This window comes from Embleya sp. NPDC050493 (assembly GCF_044458105.1).
In the GTDB taxonomy this organism is placed as follows: domain Bacteria; phylum Actinomycetota; class Actinomycetes; order Streptomycetales; family Streptomycetaceae; genus Embleya.
Map to the genome: position 1 here is coordinate 26,098 of NZ_JBITHP010000017.1, position 23,467 is coordinate 49,564.

Consider the following 23,467-nt stretch of genomic DNA (forward strand, 5'->3'; position numbering starts at 1 on the left):
CCGGTCACGATCCCCCGCCCCGCCACCCCGTCGTGCGGCACCGTGTACGGGCTGCCCGGCGCCGGCCGGACGGGCTCGTACACGGTGCTTGTCGGCCCGCTAACGGCCGGTTCCCGCGTGCACCGGGGCCTCCTCCTCGGTGTCGTCGGTGTCGAGACGGAATGCGGTGTGCAGGGCACGGACCGCGTCGGCGACCCGGGCCGTGCGACACAGGACGGAGATGCGGATCTCCGAGGTCGAGATGATCTCGATGTTCACCCCCGCAGCCGCCAGCGTCTCGCAGAACGTCGCGGTCACTCCGGGGCACGTGCGCATGCCGCTGCCGATGAGCGAGATCTTGCCGACGTCCTCGTCGTGACTCACCTCCTCGAAGCCGATCTCCGCGGCGCTCCCACGCAGGGCGGCCAGGGCGGCGAGCGCGCCGTCCCCCGCCAGTACGAACGTGATGTCGGTACGTCCGCCCTTCGGCGGCGCCGCGTTGTGGACGAGCATGTCGATCTCGCCGCCGGCGTCGGCGACCGTTCGCACGAGCCGACCCACCGCCGCGGGATCGTTCGGCACGCCGGTCACGGTGACCTTCGCCCCCGACGTGTCGTGGGCCACGCCGGTGATCGTCGACCGACCGGCATCCGCGTCGTCGGGCGCGCCGGACACGGTGGTTCCGGGCCGGTCGCCGTAGGCGGAGCGGACGTGGATCGGCACACCGCAGCGGCGGGCGTACTCCACCGAGCGCAGGGCCAGGACCTTGCTGCCTGCCGCGGCCATCTCCTGCATCGCCTCGTAGCCGATGTGGTCGAGCAGTGCCGCGCGCGGGACGATCCGCGGATCCGCGCTGTACACGCCGTCGACGTCGGTGTGGATCTCGCAGATGTCGGCCTTGAGCGCGGCGGCCAGGGCGATGGCCGTGGTGTCGGAACCGCCGCGGCCCAGGGTGGTGATGTCGTCGGTGTCCCGACTCAGACCCTGGAACCCGGCGACCAGGACGATGGCGCCCCGGTCGAGTTCCCGCCGGATGCGTTGGGGCGCCACCTCGACGATCCGGGCGTTGCCATACTCCGAGGTGGTGAACACGCCGGCCTGTGGACCGGTGAGCGAGCACGCCCGTTCGCCCAGGGCACGGATCGCCATCGCCGCCAGGGCGTTGGAGATGCGCTCGCCCACCGTGAGCAGCATGTCGCGTTCGCGCGGGTGGGGGAGGGGTGAGATCTGCCGGGCCAGGTCGAGCAGTTCGTCGGTGGTGTCGCCCATCGCGGACAACACCACGACGACATCGTGGCCTTCCCGGTGGGTGGCCACCACACGTTCGGCGACGCGTCGAATGCGCTCGATGCTGTGCACCGACGAGCCGCCGTACTTCTGGACGATCAAAACCATGGGGGAGGTCTCCTCGAAGGGCTGCCGGTGACGGGCGGCCGGGATCGGCGCCGGGCCGGGCCGATCGCACCGGGGCCGATACGGCGTGGGCCTACGGATGGCCGGTTTCGATGGCGTCGACGAGGATCGAGCACGCGGTGTCCACGACGTCTGCGGTGACGTTGAGCGGCGGCAGGATCCGGACCACGCAGTCGTCGCGACCTCCGCGTTCGATGATCAGTCCGCGGCGCAGCGCCCGGGACTGCACGGCGCCGGCGAAGTCGCCCGCGGGCCGGCCGGTCTCCGGATCGGCCAACTCGATCCCCCACATCAGCCCCCTGCCGCGTACTTCGCGCACCCACGGGTCGGCCATCAGCGGCGTCAGGCGCGCGGAGATCTGCGCACCGCGACGGCGCACGTTGCCCAGGACGTCGTCGCGCCGCACGATGCGTACGGCCTCGGCACCGGCGGCGAAGGCGAGTTGATTGCCGCGGAAGGTGCCGATGTGCGCGCCCGACGCCCAGGTGTCCAGTTTCTCGTCGTAGAGGATCAGCGCGATCGGCGTGCCGATGCCACTGAGCGCCTTGGAGGCGACGATGACGTCCGGTTCGATGTCGTACCGCTCGAAGGCGAACCAGGTCCCGGTCCGTCCGCAGCCGGTCTGGACCTCGTCGACGATCAGCAGGATGCCCAGTTCGCGGGTGATCGTCCGCAACCGGCGGACGAAGTCCGCGGTGGCCGGCACGACGCCGCCCTCGCCCTGGATCGGTTCCAGGATCACCGCGGCCGGGAGCGGGATGCCGCCGTTGCCGTCGGTGAGCGAACGCTCCAGGTAGGTCGCGCAGTTGGTGTCGCACGTCGCCGGGCTCAGGTCGAGCGGGCACCGGGCGCAGTAGGAGAACGGGAAGAAGTGGGTGCCGGGCATGCCGTTGGGGACGGCCGTCTTCGGCGCCACGAGTCCGGACAGGGCCATCGCGGCGTGGGTGCTGCCGTGGAAGCCGCCCTGAAAGGTGACGATGTCACCGCGGCCGGTGGCGATCTTGCACAGCTTGACCGCGGCTTCGACGGCGTTGGCTCCGGTCGGGCCGCAGAAGTGCACCTTCGTGCGCTCCCGCATGCCCGCGGGCAGCATGGACAGTTGGGCCTCGATGAACTCGTCCTTGATCGGTGTCGGGAAGTCGAGGCCGTGGGTGAGCAGGCCGAGCTGGGCGACGACGGAGCGCACCAGCTCCGGGTGGTTGTGGCCCAGGGACAACACCCCGGCGCCGGCGAGGAAGTCGATGAAGACGTTGCCGTCGACATCGCGCACGAAGCTCCCGGAGGCTTCGGCCGGCGCGATGGGCAGGTGTCGCGGATAGGTGCGGGCATTGGACTCGCGGCGTCCCTGACGTGCGAGCAGTTCGGCGGAGCGTGGGCCGGGAAGGTCGCAGTCGACCCGCGGTTCGGTCATGGTGCGTTGCACGAGCGGTGCCATGAGGGTCTCCGATGGCGTGGCGGGAGATGGGGCATGAGGGATGGGGACGAGGGGTGGAATCGGATCGTGCGTCGGGGACGAACGCGGAACGGGAGCGGGGCGGAACGGGAGCGGGACGGGATCGGCGCGGGACGGGAGTGGATGCGCGGGAGCGGCGCGGGATCGGAGCGGAGGCGGCACGGGAGCGGAACGGCCTTCGACCGTGCGCCGGTTCAACCGGGACGGGCCGGGATGCCGCGCCAGCGGGTGCCGTCCGGCAGGTGCTCGCCCTTCATCACCAGGGACATGGCGTCCAAAGAGGCGCCGGCGCCGACCCGCGCGTCATAGAGCACCACCGATCGGGTGCCGACCGAACTGCCCGCCCCGATGCGCACTTCGGACATCTTCATGACGCGGTCCTCGAACAGATGGGTCTGCAGGGACGTCACCTCCGCCACCGCGGCGTCGTCGCCGACCTCGACCAGGTCGAATTCGGTGAGGTAGGTCGTCGCGAGCCAGACCCGCCGCCCGATGCGGGCGCCGAACAGCCGCAGGATCGGGCCCATCAGCGGCGTGCCGGTGAGGAGGTTGAGCAGACTCGGCACGACGAGGTTCTCGAACAGCCCGGTGATCACCTCGGTACGGCGCACCCAGATGCTCCACAACGGTTCGACACGGGCCCGATAGCGGCCGATGACCAGCCACTTGAGCAGCACCACGGCCAGGGTGGAACCCACGCCGACGGCCAGGAAGAAGGCGGGACCGAGCAGGAACAGCACCCACGGCGGGCAGTTCTCGGCGACCCGGATGCAGCCGTACAGACTGGCCAGCGCGGCCAGCGAGGCGATCGTCGCGGGCAGGGTCACCCGGAAGTACTCGATGGCCAGGCGCGCCGCGATCAGCCCTCGGGAGGGGCTGTAGGTCAGTTTCGCCGGGAAGTCCCGGCTCGCCTCGCGGCGCGGCAGGAAGATGGCGGGTGAGCCCAGCCAGGTCGTCTCGGGGTCGATCGGCCGGTTCGGGGCCAGGGAGTGCACGCCGAGCAGGCTGTTCTCGCCGAGTCGGCACGAGCCGGGCACGAGGGCCCCGTTGCCGACGAAGCTGCGTGCGCCGATCTCGGCCGGTGCGAGCGAGACGCGACCGCGGTGGAAGACCGCCGGCCCCACGACGCTGACGTCCGCCACGAAGCTGCGTTCGCCGATGATCAGCATGTCCGGGTCGACGAAGCTCACGGTGGCCACCTCGGACCAGCGTCCGGTGCGGGCACCGAGCATGCGCAGGAAGGGCACGAGGTAGAGCGTCGAATAGAGCGAGTGGGTCAGGGTCAGGCTGGTGGTCATCATGCCGTCGCCGATCCACTTGCGCACGCCGAAGCCGCTGCGTTCGGGGTGGATTCCGGCGCGCACCCGCGGCAGTACGGCTCGTTTGACGAGCAGCACCAGCGTGCAGGTGAACAACACCACCAGTGGGCCGGCCAGGACGGTGGCGGCGACGGCCCAGCCGAAACCGAACTTCCAGGCCACGCAACCGACGAGGGTGCCGGCCCCCGCGGCGACCAGCAGCGGGACCAGCGCGAGCAACAGCGCGCCGGCACCGAACCCGAACAACACCCGTATCGGCCAGGGGCGTCCGTCGTCCTCGGCGGCCAGCGCGGCGAGCAGGGCGGGCGCGGTGTCCCGGCGGGCGACGGGCGATCCGGCCCAGTGTTCGTCCGCGGGCACCACGTGGCCGGCCGGAACCAGGGACTGCTCGCCGATCGAGGCCCGGTCGCCGATCACCGCGCCCGCCAGGACGACGCTGTTGGTGCCCACGAAACTGCCGGAGCCGATCCGGATGGGCGCCAGGCACAGCCGGCCGTCCTCCACCACGTACGGCTGCAACCGCGCCCCGTAGCCGATGCTGGTGCCCTCGCCGATCTCCACGAACGCGGGCAGGCCGATCACGGCCGACAGGTGGCAGCCCCGGCCGATCCGGGCACCGAGCAGCCGCAACCACGGGGCCAGCAGGGGCGAACCGGTCAGGAAGGCGAGCGGACCGAAGACGAGGATCTTGCCGTACAGCCAGAACCGCAGGTACGTCACGCCCCACAGGGGATATCGGCCGGGCCGTACGCCGAGCATCAACAATCGTCCGCCGAGCACCGGGATCAGCAGGCTCACCAGGATCCAACCGATCTCCAGGAGGATGAATCCGGGCAGGTTCAGGTGGATCAGGCGGTCGAGGACACCGCCGGCGGCCGGCCGGTGCACCGGCAACTGCCAGACCAGGAACAGCCGGTAGAGCAGAACCACGCCGGGCAGGCCGAATACGAACAGCCATCCGTACAGGCAGGCGATCTGCGCGAGGCCGCAGGCGAACACCCGGGCGCCGGAGTGGCGTAGCGGCGCGAGCGGCTCGGGGAGCGTCGGTGCCGTGGTCGCGGTGTCCGTGTCGGTGTGGCCCTTGGCCGCTGCCGCTGCCGCTGCCGCTGCCGCTGCCGCTGCCGCTGCCTCGACCTCGGACTGGATGAAGCGTGCCAGCCGGCGGACGGTGGGATGGGCGTACAGGTCGCCCATCGCCACGCCGGACAGGTCGGGCTCGCGGCGCAGCCGGGAGACGAGCCGGGCCGCGGACATGGAGTGGCCACCCAGGTCGCAGAAGAAGTCGTCCTCGACGGAGGGCGATTCGCCGCCCAGAACCTCCTGCCACACCTCGGCCAGCAGCCCCTCCAACGCGGTTGCGGGGACGACGTGGGTGGTGGTGCGTCGGTTCAGCGGCGGGGAGGTGGGGGCCGGCAGGGCGGACCGGTCGACCTTGTCCGCGGCCAGCAGCGGGAATTCGGGCAGGACCTCGACGAAGGACGGGATCATGTAGTCGGGGAGTCGGCTCTGCAACGACACCCGCAGCCGCTCGCGCAGCGCCTGGTGCGAGGCGCCGCCCGCGGGGTCGGTCAGCGTGACGTAGCCGATGAGGTCCTGGACGACGCCGTCCTGCTTCCGGGGGATCACGATCGCGTTCCCGATCGCGGCATCCGCGCGCAACACCTCCTCGATCTCGGCTGCTTCGATGCGGTAGCCGCGGATCTTGAGCTGGGTGTCGACACGGCCCAGGTATTCGATCTCCCCGGTGGGGGTGAACCTGCCGAGGTCGCCGGTGCGGTAGATGCGCGGGACCTCGGCCCGTTCGTGCTCGACGGGGTTGGGCAGGAAACGTTCGGCGGTCAGTTCGGGCCGGTTGACGTAGCCGACGGCCACGCCCGGACCGCCCACGCAGATCTCACCGCCGACGCCCGGGTCGACCGGCCGCAGTCGCTCGTCCAGGATGTAGACGCGATACGTGGGCAGCGGGATGCCGATCGTGACCGGCCGGTCGGGAGCCAGTTCACCGCACGTGGCGGTGACGGTGGTCTCGGTCGGGCCGTACGCGTTGAGGATGCGCCGGTCGGGATGCGACCAGCGGCGCACCAGGTCCGGTGGGCACGCCTCGCCGCTGACCAACAGGGTTCGCAGGCCGGGTGGTTCGGCTTCGATGGTGGTCAGCAGGGTGGGCACACAGCACAGCACGGTGATCGCGTGGGCGACCAGGAAGTCGCTCAGGCCCCGGCCGACCCGCCGATCGTCCGTGGGGCCGGCGACCAGGGTTGCGCCGGCGATCCAGGCGGGCCAGATCTCCTCCACCGAGAAGTCGAAGGCGATCGAGAGGCCCTGATAGACCCGGTCCTCGGCCCGGACCCGGTAGATCGGGGTGACCACGTGCAGGAAGTTGGCGATGCTCGCGTGCGACACGGCAACGCCCTTGGGCCGGCCGGTGGTTCCCGAGGTGTAGATCACGTACGACCACGAACTCGGCTCGATGTCGACGTCGGGTCGATCGTCGCGCTGCTCCGCCAACTCGCGGGCTGCCTCGTCGAGTTCCAGGAACGGACCGGGCAGTCCCGCGGTGCGGTGGCGCATGCCGCCGGTGGTGACCAGATCGCACAGGTCGGCGTCCCGGGCGATGAAGGCGATGCGTTCGGCCGGGAAGGAGGGATCCAGCGGGACATAGGCGGCGCCCGTCTTGATCACGCCGAGGAGCGCGATGTAGGAATCGATCGAACGCTCCAGCAGGATGCCGACGGTACGTCCCGGAGCGGCCCCGCGCGTCCGGAGCAGATTCGCCAGGCGATTGGCTCGCGAATCTACTTCCGCGTAACTTAGCTCGACGTTCTCGCAGACGACGGCTATGGCGTCCGGATTGCGGTCGCAGGAGCGTTCGAAGAAATGGGGAAGGGCTCGGATCGGCGAGCCGTCGAGAGCGGTCGTCGGCGGTGATATATCGGGGTCGATCGCCGCCTTCGCCGGTCCCGGAGCGGATCTCACTTCGGTCATGGCGGATCCTCGTATGGGATTATGTAAACCTGGTTGAATTAATCGATTCGAACTTTATTCGATTGTTGATCCACATGCACCGGGGCTTCCGGCGGCCGTTCGGCGGGCTGTCCGCACGCTCGCAAGAGCGGGCGGACGTGCGTCATCGACGCAGGTGAAGAGCTGTCTGGCGGCCGTCGTGGGGGCGGCCTTCGGCCCGACGCGGGTCGGCGCTCGTCGTATCGCGCGGCAGGTTCCGGCGAACCGCCGAGGCGCGCGGAGCGCTCTCGCGAAATGACGTTGCCCACGGAGGCGAAACCGCGACGAACGATCGGATAAGGATCGCCCGCGCCACTCTTCCACCACCGATCGACGCCGAGGTCGACGACCGACCGGCTTCCTGTGCAATTGGAAGCCGTGATCATCCCCGAAGGATCACGGTTTCGCCGATTTTTGTGACCGCGATTGAGGATTGCACTTTTTTCGCGGTCACGGTTGAAGCCGAAATGAAAAATAGGTTCGGGCGTGCGCGTGCGAACAGGCGAATACGAGCCAACGTTGATCGGCTCGTTGGCAGGGGTGGATGGATACGCCGGGTGACCCAACGATGACGCTTCGCACGGTCTATGTGCCCGCGGCCGCAATCCGCCGGCGGGGGTGGAATCCCGGACGAGTCGGGCGTGCGTCGGGGGGTTCTCGGGGTACCCCCGCAAACGCCGGTACGGGCCGGGAGCCGAGGCGGTCACCTGCGAGACCGTCGGGATGCGTGCGGCCTCGGTCCCGGGCCGACGTCGTGGCGCCTTCCGGCGGGGGTGCGGTCGGTCGACGTCCCGGTCGAGGGCAGGACGGCCCGGATTATTCGACTCGACGAGATCGCTCGATCACGAACAGTCAACGAAATCGGGCCGCCGAGGCGAAAATCGGCCTCCGGAGGGGGCAGAAAAGTGCGCCCCGTGCCTTCCGGCGGCTACCGGGACGGGCAAAGACTCCCTCACGGTTGCCTATCGGTTGTTTCTCGGTGGGTCCGGGGCCGTTGTTTTGTCCAACACCCCGCCGCCGATGTGCGCGCTCCGCACCCGACCGGCAACGGCGACGGGCCCGACCGGCGCAGCGCCGGTCGGGCCCGTCCCAGGGATGGGTCGGCGGTTCACCCCGAGGTGCGAGACCCCACGGACGGCGGGTAGCGCGGTGCCTGCCAGGCATCCAGCCGACGTTCGACCGAGGCGCCCAGCGACAGCAGTTCGGCGTCCCGGTGGTCGCCGGCCATCAGCAGCAGGCCGACGGGCAACTCGTGCACGAAACCGGCGGGCACCGACAACGACGGGTACCCGGACACGGCCGCCGGGGTGGAGGACGGGATCACGTCGTTGTCCCCGCGCGCGCAATCGGTGGTCCAGGCGGGCGGGTTCGTCGGCGAGGCGATGGCGTCCAGGTGATGTGCGGCCATGGTCTCGTCGATCGACCGCCGGGAGAGATCCTTCAACTCGGCTCGCATCGCCCGATATTGCGGGTCGCTCGTCGGCGGCGCGGTCAACGCCTGCTCGAACAACTCCTGACCGGCGAAGCAGGTCTGCTCCGCCGGGTGACTGCGGTTGAACTCGATCAGTTCGGCAAGGTCCCGCGGTCCCCGGCGGGTGCCGAGGTAGGCGTCGATGTCCCGATGGAACTCGCTCAGCAGCGCCGGGAACTCCAGTTCGGCGAGCCGCTCCTGGTAGGGGAGGCTCACTTCGACGACCTCGGCGCCCGCCCCGCGCAGGCGGTCCGCCGTACGCGTCATCAGGGCGTCCACATCCGGCCCGAGGGTGGGCAGCCGCCACAGGCCGATGCGTTTGCCGTGCAGACCGCCGGGGCGGGTCGACCCGCTCGCGACGTCGAAGGAGTCGGCGAGGTGCGGAAGTCGGCCGCCGCTGAGGACCGACAGCGTGAGCGCCGCATCGGTCACGTTGCGCGCCATGGGCCCGGCGGTGTCCTGCTCGGCGGAGATCGGCACCACGCCGGCCTGACTGACCAGGCCCAGGCTGGGCTTGTGCCCGACCACGCCGTTCGCGCCGGCCGGGCACACGATCGATCCGTCCGTCTCGGTGCCGATCGCCACCTGCGACAACGACGCGGCGAGTGCGGCGCCCGACCCGGCCGACGAACCGCAGGGGTTCCGGTCCAGGACATACGGGTTCCTGGTTTGTCCGCCCACCGCCGACCACCCCGATGTGGGCCTGGCCGCACGGAAGTTCGCCCATTCGGAGAGGTTCGTCTTGCCGAGGATCACCGCCCCCGCGTCGCGCAGCCGGGTCACGAGCACGGCATCGGTGTCCGGTGGACTTCCGGCCAGTGCCAGCGACCCGGCCGTCGTCGGCAGGCCGCGGGTGTCCACGTTGTCCTTGAGCAGGACCGGAATGCCGTCGAGCGGGCCACGGCTTTCGCCGCGTCGATGCCTGGCATCGCTGGCCGCCGCCTGGCGCATGGCCGTCGGATCCGTGCGCAACACCGAGTCGATCCGGGGATCGATGGTCTTGATGCGCCACAGGTAGGCGCCGGTCAGTGCCGACGAGGTCAACGAGCCGCGCGCCATGCGCGCCTGTAACTCGGGGATGGTCACCGTGTCGAGGTCGACTCCCAACCGCGCCGGCGAATCCGCGGACGAGGACGAACCGCCGGCCCCGGCCGCCTCGGCAGCCGAAGCCGGCGACCCCGTCACCAGGCACCCGGCGACCAGGGTGGTGATCAGTAGGGCAACTCTCTTTCTTGTCATGCGAGTCATCGCACTACATCCCGGTGTCCGGGCACAAGGACGCCATGACACCCACTCGGATCGAGAGCCTCGCGTTCACGGTTCGTCCGCGGACCGTCAACCGTGCCGGCCGCGGAGCGCCCCCGGCCGTGGCCGGGGGCGCCGTGCTTGCGCTGTCCGGTCGGTGGGTTCGCGGCGAGGGGGTGGGATGGGGTGGATGTGGGTGGTCAGGTCGTGGCGTTGCGGACGACGTTGTACATCGCCTGGGTGAGTTCCCCGAAGCCGTTGGACATCAGATAGGGGCCGTATGCCCAGTTCGGGGTGCTGCCGTGGACGATTGCCCAGACCGCGTCCCACCAGGGCGAGCTTCCCGTGGAGTTGGTGAAGCGCGAGGTGACCGCGATCTGGGTGCCGGTGCCGGTCGCGGGGTCGAAGTTCAGCAGCCAGGGGCCGCCGCTGGAGCCGGGCGACATGGCCGAGGCCATGTCGTGTGCCAGACCAATGGTCGAGTCGGCGATTGTGCTGCCGTGCGCGTACATCAGGGCCCGGCCGTCGAAACCGCGTCGCAGTGAGGGGGCGACGCCGAAGTCGGCGGCGGTGGTGCCGTCGCTGTTCTTCGTCCAGTACCAGTTGCGGGTGTTGTCGGTGGGGTAGCCGAACTGGTGGAGCGAGAGCGGGTTGGCGTCCACGCCGAAGGCGATGTTCTGGCCGCCGGTGAGTTGTTGGATCGGGGTGGGGTCGCCGGGACGTTCGACGGTCGCCATCGCGACGTCGCCGCCGGATCGGAAGGTGCTGTCCGCGTCCCAGGTGGGGGTGATCCAGGCACGGGTGACGCCCCATACGCCATAGGGCGCGATGTCGGTGCCGGGAAGGGGTGCGGTGGTGTCGTCGCCGCCGGTGAAGCGGGGCACGTTCGCGCCGTTGAAACCGGGGATGAACACGGCGTTGGTGACGACGTCGTCGCCGAGTCCTCCGCGGAGGTTGGCGGTCACCTTCAGGCAGTGGCCCGCGGTGACGATGGTGCTCCGGTTGGCGCTGGTGACCACGTTCGCCGAACACGAGGAGGGCACGAGCGAGCCGTCGAAGGAATTGCGGTACACCATCAGGAGCTTGCCGGCGGTGCGCGAGATCGCGCCCTGGCCGGTCCACGGCTTGCTCAGGTCGTCCCAGCCGCCCGGCGGCGGGAACGCGTCGGCGCCGTCCGAGTTGAGCCCGTACTCGGCGATCCGGGCCACGTTCCAGAAGGCGACCTCCGCCTGGAGCATCCCCGCGTGGTTGACGGGGTCGGCGGTGACCAGTCGGGGCAGTTCGACCGGGGCCGTGTTGTCGGCATGCGCGACCGGTGTCGCGGTCAGCGCCGCGGCGGTGAGACCGAGCACCCCCACCACGGTCGCGATCTTGCGTCGTAACGTGCTGCGTATCCGCATGAAATGGTCCGTGTTCTCTCGAATGGACAACGGAATGAGCGGTGTTGCGTGCGGCAGGGAACGCCCGTGCGGGCCTCCCTCGGGGACCGCGCCGTGCGCACCGTCGCGATCGACTCTGTTCATGACCGGCCGGTCGGTCATAAGGTGTTCATGCGGAGCGCAACTGTCAAGACCACCAGGTGGTTTGACCGTCGAACAGAGGTGATCGATGGCACGGCCGGCCGGACCGGGGCGCGAGGCGTTGCTGCGGGCGGGGCTCGAAGTCGGCGACGCGCGCGGGTTGTCCAGGATGTCGGTGAACGCCGTGGTGGATGCGGCGGGCATGGCGAAGGGCAGCTTCTACCAGCACTTCGAGGACCGCCGCGACTACCTCGTGGCGCTGCATCGCAGGTACCACGGTGGGCTGGAGGAGCGGATCCTGGCCGATCTGGAAGGTCTCGCCGCCGGTCGCGAGCGCCTGGTCGGCGGCGTGCACGGCTATCTGGACGCCGCGCTGGCGACCACCGGCACCAGGGCGCTGCTGGTCCAGGCCCGCACGGACCCCGACCTCTTCGAGGAGACCCGCGCCCGCAACGCCCGTACCAGAGCACTCGTGCAGCCCGAACTCGTCGCCCTGGGCTGGGATCCACCGGAACCGATGGCGCATCTGCTCGTGGCGATGGTCTTCGACATCACCCTGGAGGAACTCGTCGCCGGGCGCCGCGACGACCTGCGCGAGGCGCTGCTGCGACTGATGGTGCGCTGATCCGCGCGGCGGCGGGCACGCGACTGCGGCTGCGAACCGCGGTCGCGGTCGCAGCCGGTCAGCCGGTGGTTCGTCCGGTCAGCCGGTCGGGTCGCCGAACGGACCGTCCGCGCCGAACGCGAGGTGCGCGAAGCGTTCGCCGATGCGGCGGTGGGCGGCGGGGTCCGGATGCAGCTCGTCGGGCAGCGGCAACTCGGCCTGGTCCGCTGCGCCGTAGAGGTCGAGGCCGTCGAGGTAGTGCAGATTCGGGTCGGTGTCGGCGCGCTGCCGGACGATGCCGGCCAACGCGTCCCGGATCACGGTGAGAGTCAGCTTCCCGGCGGCGGTCTGCGTGGGGTCGCCGGTGGCCGTGAACCGCAGGCGTCCCTCGCTCATCGCGGCGGGGTCCGGCGCGGCGGGCCCCGGAGTGTGCTCGTGGATGGCGCAGTGGATCGGCGAGACGACCAGCAGCGGCGCGGTGGGGTGTCCGTCCCGGATGGTGTCGAGGAAACCGTGCACGGCCGGGCCGAACGCGCGCAGCCGCATCAGGTCGAAGTTGACGATGTTGATGCCGATCTTGAGGCTGATCAGGTCGGCGTGGGTGTCGCGCATCGTGCGGGCGATGAACGGGTCGAGCAGCGCGCCGCCGCCGAATCCCAGATTGATCAGCTCCACCCGGCCGAGAGCCGCGGCCAGGGCGGGCCAGGTCCCGGTCGGGGTGGCGGCGTTGGAGCCGTGGCTGATCGAACTGCCGTGGTGCAGCCAGATCTTGCGGTCACCGGTCGGCGGGGTGTGTACGGGTGCGTCGGTGCGCAGTGCGACCAGCAGGGTGGTCTCGTCGTGCGGCAACCAGATCTCGACGTGCTTCTCGTCGCCGGGCAGGCCGGTGAACCGCACGGTCCGCACCGGCCCGGGCCGGTTCCGTGCGGTTCCGGTGGCCGGGTCGATGGTGAGCGTGTCGCCGTCGGTCACACCGGTCCGGTCCACGATCCGCCCGTCCACGACAAGCTCGTACACCCCGTCCGGGCGCGGCGGGGCACCGAGGTACACCCGCTTGGTGGCCACGACGTCCAGTTCGACGGCGGTGGCCCGGGTACGCAGGGCCAGCCGTACGCCGGAGGGTTGTGACTCCGCCATCGCGAGTTGACCGTCGGGGATCTGCCGCCGGGCGCGTGCGGGCAGCCGGTGGGGCAGCACGCCGCGGTCGGTGTACTCCAGGTCGAGGGCGCCGCGCACGAGATCGGCGGTGATGGGGGTGGTGGTCCAGTCGAGTTCGGTGCTCATTGCCTTGGTCTCGTCGATCGGGGGAGGTGGGAGGACCATGGAGGCTCGGGCGTGGCCGCTGCCGGTGTCGGTGTCGGCAGCCTGTGCAGCGGGGCAAGGCCGTTCGTGGTCAATGCGTCGCGGCGGCCGGGTTCCATCCGGGGTCCCGGCCGGTACGGGCCAGCAGGGTATCGAAGGGCGACGCGTCCTCCGCGGCCGGGACGGGTGCGGCAAAGACGTTCATCTTGCGTGCGGTTGCGGCCATCGTGTCGACGAGTTCGTTCAACGCGGGGATCACCTGCGGAGGCGCCGGGTAGTCCCGACCGGTGGCCCGGGCGAGATCCCACGCGTGGACGGTCAGGTCGAGCAGGGCCATGCGCGCCACGATGCCCGCGGGCAGCCCCATGTTGCCGGCGATCCCCTCGTCGGCACCGGGCGCCGACCACGCCGCCACGAGCCGATCCGTCTCGGTCTCGAAGTCCGCCCGCCAGTCCCCGTGCAGCCGATCGGGCGTCGAGGAGAAGTCCACCGGCTCCCTGGCGGCAAGGGCCTGGAAGTTCACGACCACCTGGAAGAGGTGATCGAGCAGGTCGCGCACCCGGTACTCGGCACAGGGCGTCGGCAGGCACATGTGGTCGTCGGTGATCCCGCCGACCACCGCAACCGCCTCACGGGAGGCACACCGGAGAAGCTCACTGATCGTTTCGGTCATGCCGAAAGCCTAGGTTTGCCCGCCGCCCCCGGCTTGAACAAACGCGACACGCGCACCGCCCCGCCTCGGACTCCGGCGGTCAGTGCCGGTCGGTGGGGGGAGCCTCGCCGTCGGCGAGGAGGTCCGCCAACTCGGCTGCGAACAGAACGGCGGGGTCGAAGCCCATTCCGTTGAAGTGTCCGGCGAGTTCGAGCGACAGGACGCCGTGCAGGCGGGTCCAGAAGGACAGGGCCCGATGGAGGACCGTGGCCGGGGCGGGGTTGTCGCCGGCCCAGTGCCGGTGATTTTCGAGGTGCTCGTCGAGCGGTGTCGCGGGGCCGGTGGGGGGCGTCGCGGAACAGGCCTCGAGCAGGGTCGCCATGATCTCGTTCGCGATGAGCGTGACGTGGTCGGGGGCGTGGTAGCCGGGGACGGGCGTGCCGTAGATGAGGAGGTATCGCTGGGGGTCGGCCAGAGCCCATTCGCGCATGGCGTACGCCAGTGCCCTCGGGTCGGGGGCGGGTGTGGAGACCGCGTGGATGGTGTCGGCGAGGCTGCGGTAGGCGTCCTCGACGAGTTCGGTGATCAGGTCGTCCCGGCCGGCGTAGTACCGGTAGAGGGCGGGCCCGCTCAGCCCCATACGTTTGGCGATCGCGTTGAGCGAGAGTGCGGAGGCTCCGGCGGTGGCGATCTGCTCCCGGGCGTGCTCCTTGATCTCGGCGCGCACCTGGGTGCGGTAGCGCTCGCGTGGGGTCGCCGCGTCGGTCTCCGCCATGGTCTGCCTCTTTCCACCTCGATGGATCTCGGTGAACCTCGAGAGCCTAGTCGGCTACATGCTCAAGGTCTGGTTAGAAGGTATCACGCACGTTCTTGACGAGGGACGCTTGCGAGAGTTACAACTTATAACGAACGGCAATGCCACTCAGTCGTCCCGGGTGGCGCGACCCCGCCGAGTCCACACGTCCGAGCCGCCCACGACCCGCGCACTCAAGCACCCCACTCACGCACCCCCTTCACGCACACACCAGGAGAACGTCATGGCCGTCGTAGCAACCTCCCCCGCAGGCACCGGTCGACGCATGCCCCGGGCCGTGACCATCAGCGCGTGGGCAGTGCCCGTCATGGTTCTCGCCCAGTTCGCCCTGATCGCGGTCGTGCCCGTCGTGATCGCCCTTGTCGGCGTCCTCACTCGGGTCCGTGACCGGGCGGTCCGCCTGGCGTCCGTGCTCGTGGCCGTCGCCTTCGCGATCCCGCTCACCGTGTGGCTGGTCCGGCCCGACGGCGCGCAAAGCCTGTCCAAGGACATCCACCCCGGGTTCGTCGCCCTGATCGTCGCCGCGTCCGCCGCACTCGTCTTCACCATCCACCGCGCACGCCGGCGTCCCCTGTCCGCCGAGTGACCCACCCCCCGGATCCGGACAGACCTCAGGTTCGCAGACGGCCGGCTCGGGACTCCAGGTAGCGCTGTTCGGCGATGCTCGCGGTGGCCCTCGCGGCGCGGCGGTAGTGGTCGCGGGCCCCGGCCCGGTCGCCGGCCCGCTCCAGCAGGTGCGCTCGTACGGACAGCAGTCGGTGGTGTCCGGCCATCCGCTCGTCACCGTCCAGGGTGGCGAGCAGGGCCAGACCGGCCGCCGGGCCCTCGGTTTCGGCGAGCGCGATGGCCCGGTTGAGGGTGACCATCGGGTTCGGCGCGATCCGTTCCAGGATCAGGTAGAGGGCGTGCACCTGGGACCAGTTGGTCTCCTCGGCCTCGGCCGCGTCGGCGTGGGTCGCGGCGATGGCGGCCTGCAACCGGTACGGCCCCAGATCCGGGCCGGCCAGCGATGCCTTGACCAGCGCCAGGCCCTCGTCGATCAGCTCGCGATCCCACTTCGTCCGGTCCTGCTCGTCCAGCGGCACCAGATCCCCGGCAGCCGTCGTCCGGGCGTCCCGGCGGGCGTGGGTCAACAACATGAGCGCGAGCAGCCCGGTCACCTCGGCGTCCTCGGGCAACTGCGCGTGCACCATCCGTACCAGCCGGATCGCCTCGCGCGCCAGGTCGGCGCGATGCAGCTCGGGACCGGAGGACGCGGTGTAGCCCTCGTTGAAGATCAGGTAGAGCACGTGCAGGACGACCCGCAACCGCTCCTCGCGGTCCGCGCCGTCCGGCATGCCGAACGAACTGCCGGCGGCCTTGATGCGCTGCTTGGCCCGACTGATCCGGGCCGCCATCGTGCCCTCCGGCACCAGGAACGCGCGGGCGATCTCGGCCGTGGTCAGACCGCCGACCGCCCGCAGCGTCAGGGCGGTCCGGGAGGCCGGGGTCAGCGACGGATGGCAGCACAGGAACAGCAGGACCAGCGTGTCGTCGGTGTCCGGTACGTCCTCCGGCACCACCTCGCCGGCCGTCGCCGACTCCCGCTCGCGGCGTGCGCGGTCGCTGCGCACCTGGTCGATGAGCCGCCGGGACGCCACGGTCACCAGCCAGCCGCGCGGGTTGTCCGGCACTCCCTCGGCCGGCCACTGCACGGCGGCGGCGAGGACGGCCTCCTGGACGGCGTCCTCGCACCCTTCGAACCGGTGGTATCGACGGATCAGGGTGCCGAGGACCTGCGGCGTGAGATCACGCAGCAGGTCCTCCACGGCAGGTGCTGTCATGCCTCCAATTGTCCGTCGGCGAACATCACCTGCCGCACCTCGATTCCGAGTCCCTCGATGGCGGCGTCCGGGATCCGCGTCGCCAGTTCGATCGCCCGCTCCTTGTTCTCGCAGTCGATCAGGTAGAAGCCGCCCAGGTACTCCTTGGACTCCAGGAAGGGTCCGTCGGTCACCACCGGCTGACCGTTGCGCACGGACACCACGACGGCCTGGGACGGGTCGACCAGCGCCTGCGTGGTGAGCAACTCGCCGGACTCCTTCAGCGCCGCGATGAACCGGCCGTGGCCGGCGCCGATCGCCGCCTTCTCCTCGTCGGTCAGGGCGTCCAGCACCGCCGGGTTGACATGCATGCTGATCAGGAACTGCATCTCGCACTCCTCGTGGTACGCCGGGCCCCGGTCGGGGCCCTTCGAGAGCTTGGTCGGAGCCGCCGTCGTCGTCTTGACATCCCCGGCCCGAGAATCCGCATGCGCTTTTTCGTCACCGCACCACGACCGTTGTGAACCGTGCGCGGCACGCTGCTCCCACCCGCGCGCGGCACGCAGCCGTGCGTCGGCGCCGGCCGCTTCGGTGACCCCGCATCGTCCCGCGGCGAAGGAGAGAAACTTCCCGCGCCGATCCGCGCCGATGTCAAGAAGCTCTCGGCCGCTCCGACCAACCGGCGAAACGTCGAGAGAGTCGAGAGAACAGAGAGATCGGATATGCGAGCCAACCGGGCGTGGCTGGGACTGGCCGTCCTGATGTTGCCGACACTGCTGGTCGCGATGGACATGACGGCGCTGCTGCTCGCGCTCCCACGGCTGAGCGCCGACCTGGGCGCCACCAACGTGCAGCAGTTGTGGATCAGTGACAGCTACGGACTCATGGTGGCCGGCCTGGTCATCACGATGGGTACGCTCGGCGACCGGATCGGCCGTCGACGGCTGTTGATGATCGGCGCGGCGGCGTTCGGGGTGTTGTCGATCGTGGCCGCGTTCGCGGTCGACCCGCTGATGCTGATCGTCGCGCGGGCACTGCTGGGCGTCGCCGGCGCGACCCTGGCGCCGTCCACGCTCGCCCTGATCACCAACATGTTCCGCGACGAACGGGAGCGCGGGCAGGCCATCGCGATCTGGGCGACCTGCCAGTTCACCGGCGGCGCACTCGGCCCCGTACTCGCCGGGGTCCTGCTCCAGCACTTCTGGTGGGGGTCGGTGTTCCTGGTCGCGGTGCCGGCGATGGCGGTACTGCTGATCGCCGGACCGATCCTGTTGCCGGAGTTCCGCAGCGACCGGGCCGGTCGGCTGGACCCGGTCAGCGTCGGTTTGTCACTCGTCGCGGTGTTGTCGATGGTCCACGGCATCAAGCAGCTGACCGTCGAGGACACGCCGGTCGTGCCCGCGGTGACCCTGGTCGTCGGGGCGGCCGTCGGAGTGCTGTTCGTACGCAGGCAGTTGCGACTGGAGACGCCGTTGCTGGACCTGCGGCTGCTCCGCAACCGTCCGTTCACGGCGGTACTCGTCGCACTGGTCTTCGCCGGCATCGCGATGGCCGGCACGGGCCTGCTGGTCACCCAGTACCTGCAGAGCGTGCTGGGCTACTCGCCGGCCGCGTCGGCGATGTTGTTCGCGCCGATGGGTCTGGGGGTGGCGGCCGGCACCATGGCCGCGCCCGCGCTGGCCCGCCGGATGAAGCCGACGACCGCGATGGCCGGCGGGCTGGCGGGATCGGCGCTGGGCAGCCTGCTGCTGGTCGGTGCCGACGGTGCGGCCGCGTTGCCGATGGTGATGACCGGCATCACGGTCCTGGCGCTGGGCACCGGGCCGCTGTTCGCGCTCGGCACCGGGCTGGTCGTCGGGTCCGTGCCGCCGGAGCGGGCCGGCTCGGCGGCCTCGATGTCGGAGACCGGCAACTACTTCGGCGGCTCGCTCGGCTTCGCGCTGCTCGGGGTGCTTGCCGCGGTGGTCTACCGCAACCGGATGGACGGCACGTCCGACTCGCTGGCCGGTGCGGTCGAGGCGAGTCGGCACCTTCCCGCCGATCGGGGCGCGGAGCTGCTGCACACCGCGCGCGAGGCGTTCACCACCGGTCTGCACGTCACCGGCATCGTCGCCGCGATCGTCTTCGCCGGGTCGGCCGTACTGATCCTGACCATGCGCCCGGCGACCGGGGCAACGGCCGCTCCGGAGGTGCTCCCCGAGTACGAGGCCACTCGCGCATAGCGCTCGTCGACGTCGGCAGGACGCGGCGGACCGCGGTGGAACCACTCGTCGGAGGGTGTGCGGGTGTGGAGCCATTCGGGTGAACCGGTGTGGGGGTGGGGTTGCCGGAGCCGAACCGTCTCGTTGAGAGGAGTGCGCGTCGCAATCGGGCGGCGCGGATGCTGCGCTATACGGGAGATTGTCGTGAACTCGTTCAAGAAGGCCAGTGTCCTGGCCGCCGGTACCGCCGCCCTCGTCATGGCGGGCGCGGGCGCCGCGAGCGCGAGCTCCGAGGCCGACGCTGCCGCGGTGAAGTCCTCGGGCGTATTTTCCGGCAACATCGGCCAGTCTCCGTTCCACACCCCGGCCATGGGCTGCGGCAACACCGCCGACACGGGTGCCGCGCTCAACCCGGCGTTCGGGAACGAATGCGTCATCGCCGAGATCGAGAACAACGAGATCGACGACGAGGACTACGAGCACGAGGGCCACCGTCCTCAGGGGCACCCCCACGGTGGCGGCTACCAGCACGACGACGGCCACCGCTCGCTCCTCGAGCGTGTGGGGGTCTGACACCCCGTTCGGGACAGCGGTTCGGCCGCCTCCCGCTGCGCCGAACCGCATCGAACGGACAGGGAAACAACCCTCGGGAACCCGAAGTCCACTCCGGTGCCGCCGCCTTGCGACGACACCGGAGTGAGGGGGTCGGCTGCGCCCCCGGGCACCACCGGTGCCGCCCCGCACGCGACGAACCGCCGCGACACCCGGAAGACCGGGTCCCGGCGGGCCGCCGCGTCATCGGCATGCCCGAGGACCGGACCGGTCGAGAAGCGAGAGCGCATCTCGGCACGAGCAGACGTCGGCGGCGGTCGGTGTTCCGGAGCGGCCGTCGCAGCGCCTCGCCTGGGCGGCGGCGCCGAAACGTTCGGCGTGTCCGGGTCGGGGGTCGGGCGCCGTGTCGGCGTCGAGCCCGCCCGACGCACGAACTTCACGCTCTTGCCGTTCACGGACGCGCGCGTGTCACCGGGGTTCGGGTCGACGCGCGGGCCGGTGCGGTTGCGTGACTCGTGGACCATGGCGTAGCGGTCGGTTCCGTTCGCGCCGGGGCTGTCGGCCCGGGACGCCGGCGTGGGGTGTTCGACGCGGTCGGCCCCGACCGTCGAAACGGTCGGGGCCGACGTTCGCCCGGTCAGGTCCCGAACGGCTCCGGAAGGGGCGCGGTCGCGTGCGCCCGGACGTCCGGGCCGGGGCCCGAGCGCGGGACCGGGCGGGGTGTGCTGCTCAGCACGGCTGGTCGATGTGGTCCGGGTGGAAGCGCACGGCTCCCAGCACCTGCGGGTCGAAGAGGTCCAGGAGGCCGCGCAGCGGCTCTTCGGGCCGGCCGGGTCCCCACAGTTCCAGGGCCATCTCGCCGTGGTAGAGCATCGGCCAGCGCACGTAGCGGCGGGTGTCCGCGGGGTCGTGCAGCGCGCGCGAGGCGGCCAGCGTGGAGCGGGCGACGTCGATCATCAGGTCCGTGCCACAGCCGAACCCGTACGGATAGCGGTCCCGGTCCGGCGGGATGCTTTCGATCAGGGTCGAGTCGGCGTAGGAGACGCCGACGTGCGCGTGCAGGCCCGCCCGGATGGCCGGCACCTCGCGGGTGCCGTTCGGGTCCCACTCCCAATGCCCCGCCGCGTTCCGGCCGACCCGTACGGTCGGTGCCGCCTCGAAGAGTGCGCAGACCTCCCACGCCTCCACCGACGGCGCCATGGGCTGCATGCCCTCGGGGGCCAGGACGCGCAACCGGCCCTGGTTCAGCCGATGGTCGACGGCCACGAGGTCGCCGTCGGAGAGGTCGCGCTTGTCGACCCCCCAGCGTCCGGAGGCGGTGACCACGAGCGCGTCGAGGTCGGGGTCGAAGGCGAACAGCATGCCCTCGCTGAAGCCCTGGAGGTTGAGGTACATCGCGTAGGTGCGGCTGAGCCGGGGCGATACGAAGTCGCGCATCGCATGCGGCGCCGGCAGCAGCCCCAGGTCCCCCATCCGCGTCCCGGCCACCGCCAGGCTCCGCGGCGTGCGGGCCGCGGCCCACGCATCGGCGCCGATGGCGTCGCGCACCACGTCGTGGCGACCGGCCACTTCGTGCGCACAGGCCGCGGCGACCAGCCGGTCGCAGATGCCCTGGGCGACGTCCTCGGTCTCGGTGGGGTGTCCGCCCTCCATCGTGCACAGCGTCGCCTCGGCGACCTCCCCGGGCAGCGCGCCGGGGGAGATGAACACGACCGTGAACACGCCCACCCTGGCCATCAGGATCCGCGCCGCGCGCACCACCTCGGGGTGCGACATTTTGCTCAACCGCTCGGGCACTTCCGCGACCGCGACCAGTCGGCCGACCACGCCCTGCCGGCCCTGCTCCTTGCGGAGTTTGAGCATCAGCGGGGTCGGCTCCTCCACGATGCGCTCGGCCAGCGAGCCGGGGCCGTCGGGCACGGACACGCCCACCAGGACCACATCGAGCCGGGTCTCGTTCTCCCCCCGCGGGACCACCCGGTGCCCGCCGCGTACGAATGCCGCCGTCAGATCGTCCAGGAACGTGCGCACCACGCCGGAGAGTTCCGGGGCCGGGTCGACGACCCGGACACTGCACGAACGCCACCAGTCCAACTCCTCCAGCCGCCGGCCGAAGGCCGGGGCGGCGGATCGCGCCGACATTGTCTCCGCTTGGGTCACGGTCATGCGGGGGCTCCTGAGGTTGCTGCGCGGAAGGCGAGGACGGCGTTCTGGCCACCGAACGCGACCGAGGTGGAGATCGCGGTGTTCAGGCGGGTGGGGCGGCGCGGGGCCTTGGCAACCACGTCCAGATCCATGTCCGGGTCGGTGCGGTGGTGATTGGCGGTGGGTGGAATGCTCCCGTGTTCGAGGGTCAGGACGGTCACGGCCGCCTCGATCGCGCCGCCCGCGCCGCCGGCGTGGCCCAGGATGCTCTTGACCGCGGTGACCGGTGGGCAGCGGTCGAACGTGGCCGCGAGGAAGCGGGCCTCGGCGGCGTCGTTGAGGACCGTGCCGGTGCCGTGCGCGTTGATGTGGTCGACATCGCCCGGACTCCAGCCGGCGTCGGCCAGGGCCGCGAGGGTGGCGAGTCGGGCGCCGCGGCCGTCGGGGTGCGGTGCGGTCACGTGGTAGGCGTCGTTCGCGGAGCCGTACCCGGACAGCAGGGCCCGGACCCGGGCCCGGCGGGCTCGTGCGTGCTCCAACCGTTCCAGGACCAGGATGCCGATGCCCTCGCCCAGCACGAATCCGTCCCGGTCGGCGTCGAACGGTCGACAGGCCTGATCCGGGTCGCCGGAACGCGTGGACAGGGCGCCCAACTGGGCGAAGGCCGCCGCGGTGATCCGGTTGCACATCGTGTCGGTGCCGCCGGCGAACGCGATGTCCAGGGTGCCGGCGCGCACCAGGTCACGGGCGATGCCCAGCGCGGTGGCTCCGGACGCGCAACCGGCGGCGGGGGCGAAGTTGGTCCCCTGGGCGCCCAGATCGAGGGCGACCTCGGTGCCGGGGGTGTTCGGCAGCGAGCGGGGGAGAGCGGCCGGGGAGATGGAAGTGGCGCGATCCGCCGCCAGTTTCGCCATGGCTTCCGTCAGGGATTCCATGCTCGGACCGCCCGAGCCGATGATCACGCCGACACGAGTGGGGTCCCAGGTTCGGGGGTCCAGGGCGGCGTCGGCCAGGGCCTCTCGGGCGGCGACGACGGTCATCTGCGCGGGACGGTCCATCCGACGGGACAACCGTCGGCCCAGGTGGGCGTCCCCGTCGAAGCCGGGGACGGCGCAGCAGACGTCCACGGGCAGGCCGGCGAGTATCGGGTCGCGGCGCGCCGTGGAGACGCCCGCGCACAGGGTCCGCCAGGTGGCTTCGACGCCGATTCCGCCGGCGGTGACCAGGCCCAGACCGGTGACCGCAACCTCGGAGGAGGGCATCTCAGCCATCCGAGGACGCGGCATGGCCCGAAGCGGAGACGGCGGCGGAGGCGGCCGCCGGGTTGGGGACGGCCGGGTCCCGTGGTTCGCTCCGTGGGGCGGCCTCGAAGGCCGCCGCGGCCTCGATGAGCGTGGTGTCCTTGTCCAGGTTGCCGAGCCCGGTGAAGTCCTTGTCCGTCTGGTCCGCGACGATGACCGCCAGTTCCGCCAGCGACAGCGAGTCCAACTCCAGCGAGTCGAACGTCGCCTCGGGAACGAGATCCGCGGCGTCGATGCCGAACTCCTGGACCAGCAACTCACACAGCATCGCGTACACGGGGAATGCCTTCCTGCTCGGTCGGACCGCGCACACCCGGCGGCGCGTCGCCGTACAACAACCCCGATCGGGTATGCGATCGAGCATCTTGTGTATCGGTGGCGGGGTCGGGCGCAAAACTCCCGCCCCGCCGCCCTCACGGCCCCGAACCCGCCCTTCACCTGGGGCGATGGACCGGGAACGGCACCGTGAGCGTGCCCCGATGTTCACCCGCAAGTACGCAACCGCGGGCACCGCGATCACCCGACGGCGGCGGGGGCGTGACCTTTACCGAGTCCCGGCGGTTAACCAGCCCGTACGGGGTCCGATCGGTCGACCGTCCGTACGCGGACACCGGGCGACCCGTCCCGGGAACCGTCCCTTCCGACGGCGGGACGACGACGCCGAACGACCCGTCCCGGGAACCGTCCTCCC

17 protein-coding genes are annotated in these 23,467 nt (G+C 70.9%); 4 read left to right on the forward strand and 13 right to left on the reverse strand.

Going from position 1 to position 23,467, the window contains the following annotated elements:
• Positions 1-99: 99 nt before the first annotated feature.
• The 5 genes from ACIBM5_RS28705 to ACIBM5_RS28725 all read right to left on the reverse strand — a co-directional run bounded on the left by ACIBM5_RS28705 (position 100) and on the right by ACIBM5_RS28725 (position 11,283).
• Positions 100-1,374: an aspartate kinase gene (locus tag ACIBM5_RS28705; protein ID WP_396009411.1), complete on the reverse strand. Its 1,275-nt coding sequence runs from the start codon at positions 1,372-1,374 to the stop codon at positions 100-102.
• Between the two features lie 91 nt (positions 1,375-1,465).
• The gene (locus ACIBM5_RS28710) at positions 1,466-2,827 is read right to left on the reverse strand and encodes an aspartate aminotransferase family protein (protein WP_396009412.1); all 1,362 of its coding nucleotides are present in this window, start codon (positions 2,825-2,827) and stop codon (positions 1,466-1,468) included.
• A 212-nt stretch (positions 2,828-3,039) separates the two neighbouring features.
• Positions 3,040-7,149: a Pls/PosA family non-ribosomal peptide synthetase gene (locus tag ACIBM5_RS28715; RefSeq protein WP_396009413.1), complete on the reverse strand. Its 4,110-nt coding sequence runs from the start codon at positions 7,147-7,149 to the stop codon at positions 3,040-3,042.
• A gap of 1,126 nt (positions 7,150-8,275) precedes the next feature.
• Positions 8,276-9,877 carry an amidase family protein gene (locus tag ACIBM5_RS28720; RefSeq protein ID WP_396009414.1) on the reverse strand — a complete coding sequence of 534 codons (1,602 nt, stop codon included), beginning with the start codon at positions 9,875-9,877 and terminating at the stop codon, positions 8,276-8,278.
• A 206-nt stretch (positions 9,878-10,083) separates the two neighbouring features.
• Positions 10,084-11,283 (reverse strand): trypsin-like serine peptidase, encoded by a 1,200-nt coding sequence (locus ACIBM5_RS28725; protein ID WP_396009415.1) that lies wholly within the window; start codon positions 11,281-11,283, stop codon positions 10,084-10,086.
• A 208-nt stretch (positions 11,284-11,491) separates the two neighbouring features.
• Between ACIBM5_RS28725 and ACIBM5_RS28730 the strand changes: the two genes are divergently transcribed.
• On the forward strand, positions 11,492-12,028 hold the full coding sequence (locus tag ACIBM5_RS28730; protein ID WP_396009416.1) for a TetR/AcrR family transcriptional regulator: 537 nt from the start codon (positions 11,492-11,494) through the stop codon (positions 12,026-12,028).
• 78 nt (positions 12,029-12,106) lie between these two features.
• Here ACIBM5_RS28730 and ACIBM5_RS28735 read toward each other — a convergent pair whose 3' ends face one another.
• The 3 genes from ACIBM5_RS28735 to ACIBM5_RS28745 all read right to left on the reverse strand — a co-directional run bounded on the left by ACIBM5_RS28735 (position 12,107) and on the right by ACIBM5_RS28745 (position 14,736).
• The gene (locus ACIBM5_RS28735) at positions 12,107-13,291 is read right to left on the reverse strand and encodes a GDSL-type esterase/lipase family protein (RefSeq protein ID WP_396009417.1); all 1,185 of its coding nucleotides are present in this window, start codon (positions 13,289-13,291) and stop codon (positions 12,107-12,109) included.
• A 109-nt stretch (positions 13,292-13,400) separates the two neighbouring features.
• Positions 13,401-13,982 carry a TIGR03086 family metal-binding protein gene (locus ACIBM5_RS28740; RefSeq protein WP_396009418.1) on the reverse strand — a complete coding sequence of 194 codons (582 nt, stop codon included), beginning with the start codon at positions 13,980-13,982 and terminating at the stop codon, positions 13,401-13,403.
• A 79-nt stretch (positions 13,983-14,061) separates the two neighbouring features.
• Entirely contained in the window at positions 14,062-14,736 is a 675-nt protein-coding gene (locus tag ACIBM5_RS28745) for a TetR/AcrR family transcriptional regulator (protein ID WP_396009419.1), read from the reverse strand.
• A gap of 262 nt (positions 14,737-14,998) precedes the next feature.
• On the opposite strand from ACIBM5_RS28745, the gene ACIBM5_RS28750 reads away from it, so the two are divergent.
• Positions 14,999-15,361 carry a hypothetical protein gene (locus ACIBM5_RS28750; protein WP_396009420.1) on the forward strand — a complete coding sequence of 121 codons (363 nt, stop codon included), beginning with the start codon at positions 14,999-15,001 and terminating at the stop codon, positions 15,359-15,361.
• Between the two features lie 25 nt (positions 15,362-15,386).
• On the opposite strand, the gene ACIBM5_RS28755 is transcribed toward ACIBM5_RS28750, so the two are convergent.
• Positions 15,387-16,598 (reverse strand): RNA polymerase sigma factor, encoded by a 1,212-nt coding sequence (locus ACIBM5_RS28755; protein ID WP_396009421.1) that lies wholly within the window; start codon positions 16,596-16,598, stop codon positions 15,387-15,389.
• Positions 16,595-16,966: a YciI family protein gene (locus ACIBM5_RS28760; RefSeq protein WP_391584619.1), complete on the reverse strand. Its 372-nt coding sequence runs from the start codon at positions 16,964-16,966 to the stop codon at positions 16,595-16,597. Before ACIBM5_RS28760 ends, ACIBM5_RS28755 begins: the two co-directional genes overlap by 4 nt.
• Before the next feature lie 333 nt (positions 16,967-17,299).
• Between ACIBM5_RS28760 and ACIBM5_RS28765 the strand changes: the two genes are divergently transcribed.
• A complete protein-coding gene (locus ACIBM5_RS28765; RefSeq protein WP_396009422.1) occupies positions 17,300-18,799 on the forward strand; it encodes an MFS transporter in 1,500 nt (499 codons plus the stop codon).
• Positions 18,800-18,982: 183 nt separating this feature from the next.
• The gene (locus ACIBM5_RS28770; protein WP_391584621.1) at positions 18,983-19,351 is read left to right on the forward strand and encodes a chaplin; all 369 of its coding nucleotides are present in this window, start codon (positions 18,983-18,985) and stop codon (positions 19,349-19,351) included.
• 708 nt (positions 19,352-20,059) lie between these two features.
• Here the strand turns inward: ACIBM5_RS28770 and ACIBM5_RS28775 are convergent.
• Genes ACIBM5_RS28775 through ACIBM5_RS28785 form a run of 3 tightly spaced genes read right to left on the reverse strand, consistent with a single transcriptional unit; the run spans position 20,060 to position 23,044 of the window.
• Positions 20,060-21,496 carry a hypothetical protein gene (locus ACIBM5_RS28775; protein WP_396009423.1) on the reverse strand — a complete coding sequence of 479 codons (1,437 nt, stop codon included), beginning with the start codon at positions 21,494-21,496 and terminating at the stop codon, positions 20,060-20,062.
• A complete protein-coding gene (locus ACIBM5_RS28780) occupies positions 21,493-22,746 on the reverse strand; it encodes a beta-ketoacyl-[acyl-carrier-protein] synthase family protein (protein WP_396009424.1) in 1,254 nt (417 codons plus the stop codon). The genes ACIBM5_RS28775 and ACIBM5_RS28780 overlap by 4 nt, the downstream gene beginning before the upstream one ends.
• On the reverse strand, positions 22,739-23,044 hold the full coding sequence (locus ACIBM5_RS28785; protein WP_396009545.1) for an acyl carrier protein: 306 nt from the start codon (positions 23,042-23,044) through the stop codon (positions 22,739-22,741). Before ACIBM5_RS28785 ends, ACIBM5_RS28780 begins: the two co-directional genes overlap by 8 nt.
• Positions 23,045-23,467: the final 423 nt, after the last annotated feature.

What these genes read in the sequence shown, in the direction of transcription:
- ACIBM5_RS28775 (WP_396009423.1), bottom strand. Translation starts at nt 21,496, where the DNA reads ATGACCGTGACCCAAGCGGAGACAATGTCGGCGCGATCCGCCGCCCCG.
- ACIBM5_RS28710 (WP_396009412.1), bottom strand. Translation starts at nt 2,827, where the DNA reads ATGGCACCGCTCGTGCAACGCACCATGACCGAACCGCGGGTCGACTGC.
- ACIBM5_RS28745 (WP_396009419.1), bottom strand. Translation starts at nt 14,736, where the DNA reads ATGGCGGAGACCGACGCGGCGACCCCACGCGAGCGCTACCGCACCCAG.
- ACIBM5_RS28780 (WP_396009424.1), bottom strand. Translation starts at nt 22,746, where the DNA reads ATGGCTGAGATGCCCTCCTCCGAGGTTGCGGTCACCGGTCTGGGCCTG.
- ACIBM5_RS28735 (WP_396009417.1), bottom strand. Translation starts at nt 13,291, where the DNA reads ATGAGCACCGAACTCGACTGGACCACCACCCCCATCACCGCCGATCTC.
- ACIBM5_RS28715 (WP_396009413.1), bottom strand. Translation starts at nt 7,149, where the DNA reads ATGACCGAAGTGAGATCCGCTCCGGGACCGGCGAAGGCGGCGATCGAC.
- ACIBM5_RS28785 (WP_396009545.1), bottom strand. Translation starts at nt 23,044, where the DNA reads ATGCTGTGTGAGTTGCTGGTCCAGGAGTTCGGCATCGACGCCGCGGAT.
- ACIBM5_RS28750 (WP_396009420.1), top strand. Translation starts at nt 14,999, where the DNA reads ATGGCCGTCGTAGCAACCTCCCCCGCAGGCACCGGTCGACGCATGCCC.
- ACIBM5_RS28720 (WP_396009414.1), bottom strand. Translation starts at nt 9,877, where the DNA reads ATGACAAGAAAGAGAGTTGCCCTACTGATCACCACCCTGGTCGCCGGG.
- ACIBM5_RS28740 (WP_396009418.1), bottom strand. Translation starts at nt 13,982, where the DNA reads ATGACCGAAACGATCAGTGAGCTTCTCCGGTGTGCCTCCCGTGAGGCG.
- ACIBM5_RS28755 (WP_396009421.1), bottom strand. Translation starts at nt 16,598, where the DNA reads ATGACAGCACCTGCCGTGGAGGACCTGCTGCGTGATCTCACGCCGCAG.
- ACIBM5_RS28705 (WP_396009411.1), bottom strand. Translation starts at nt 1,374, where the DNA reads ATGGTTTTGATCGTCCAGAAGTACGGCGGCTCGTCGGTGCACAGCATC.
- ACIBM5_RS28760 (WP_391584619.1), bottom strand. Translation starts at nt 16,966, where the DNA reads ATGCAGTTCCTGATCAGCATGCATGTCAACCCGGCGGTGCTGGACGCC.
- ACIBM5_RS28725 (WP_396009415.1), bottom strand. Translation starts at nt 11,283, where the DNA reads ATGCGGATACGCAGCACGTTACGACGCAAGATCGCGACCGTGGTGGGG.
- ACIBM5_RS28730 (WP_396009416.1), top strand. Translation starts at nt 11,492, where the DNA reads ATGGCACGGCCGGCCGGACCGGGGCGCGAGGCGTTGCTGCGGGCGGGG.
- ACIBM5_RS28765 (WP_396009422.1), top strand. Translation starts at nt 17,300, where the DNA reads ATGCGAGCCAACCGGGCGTGGCTGGGACTGGCCGTCCTGATGTTGCCG.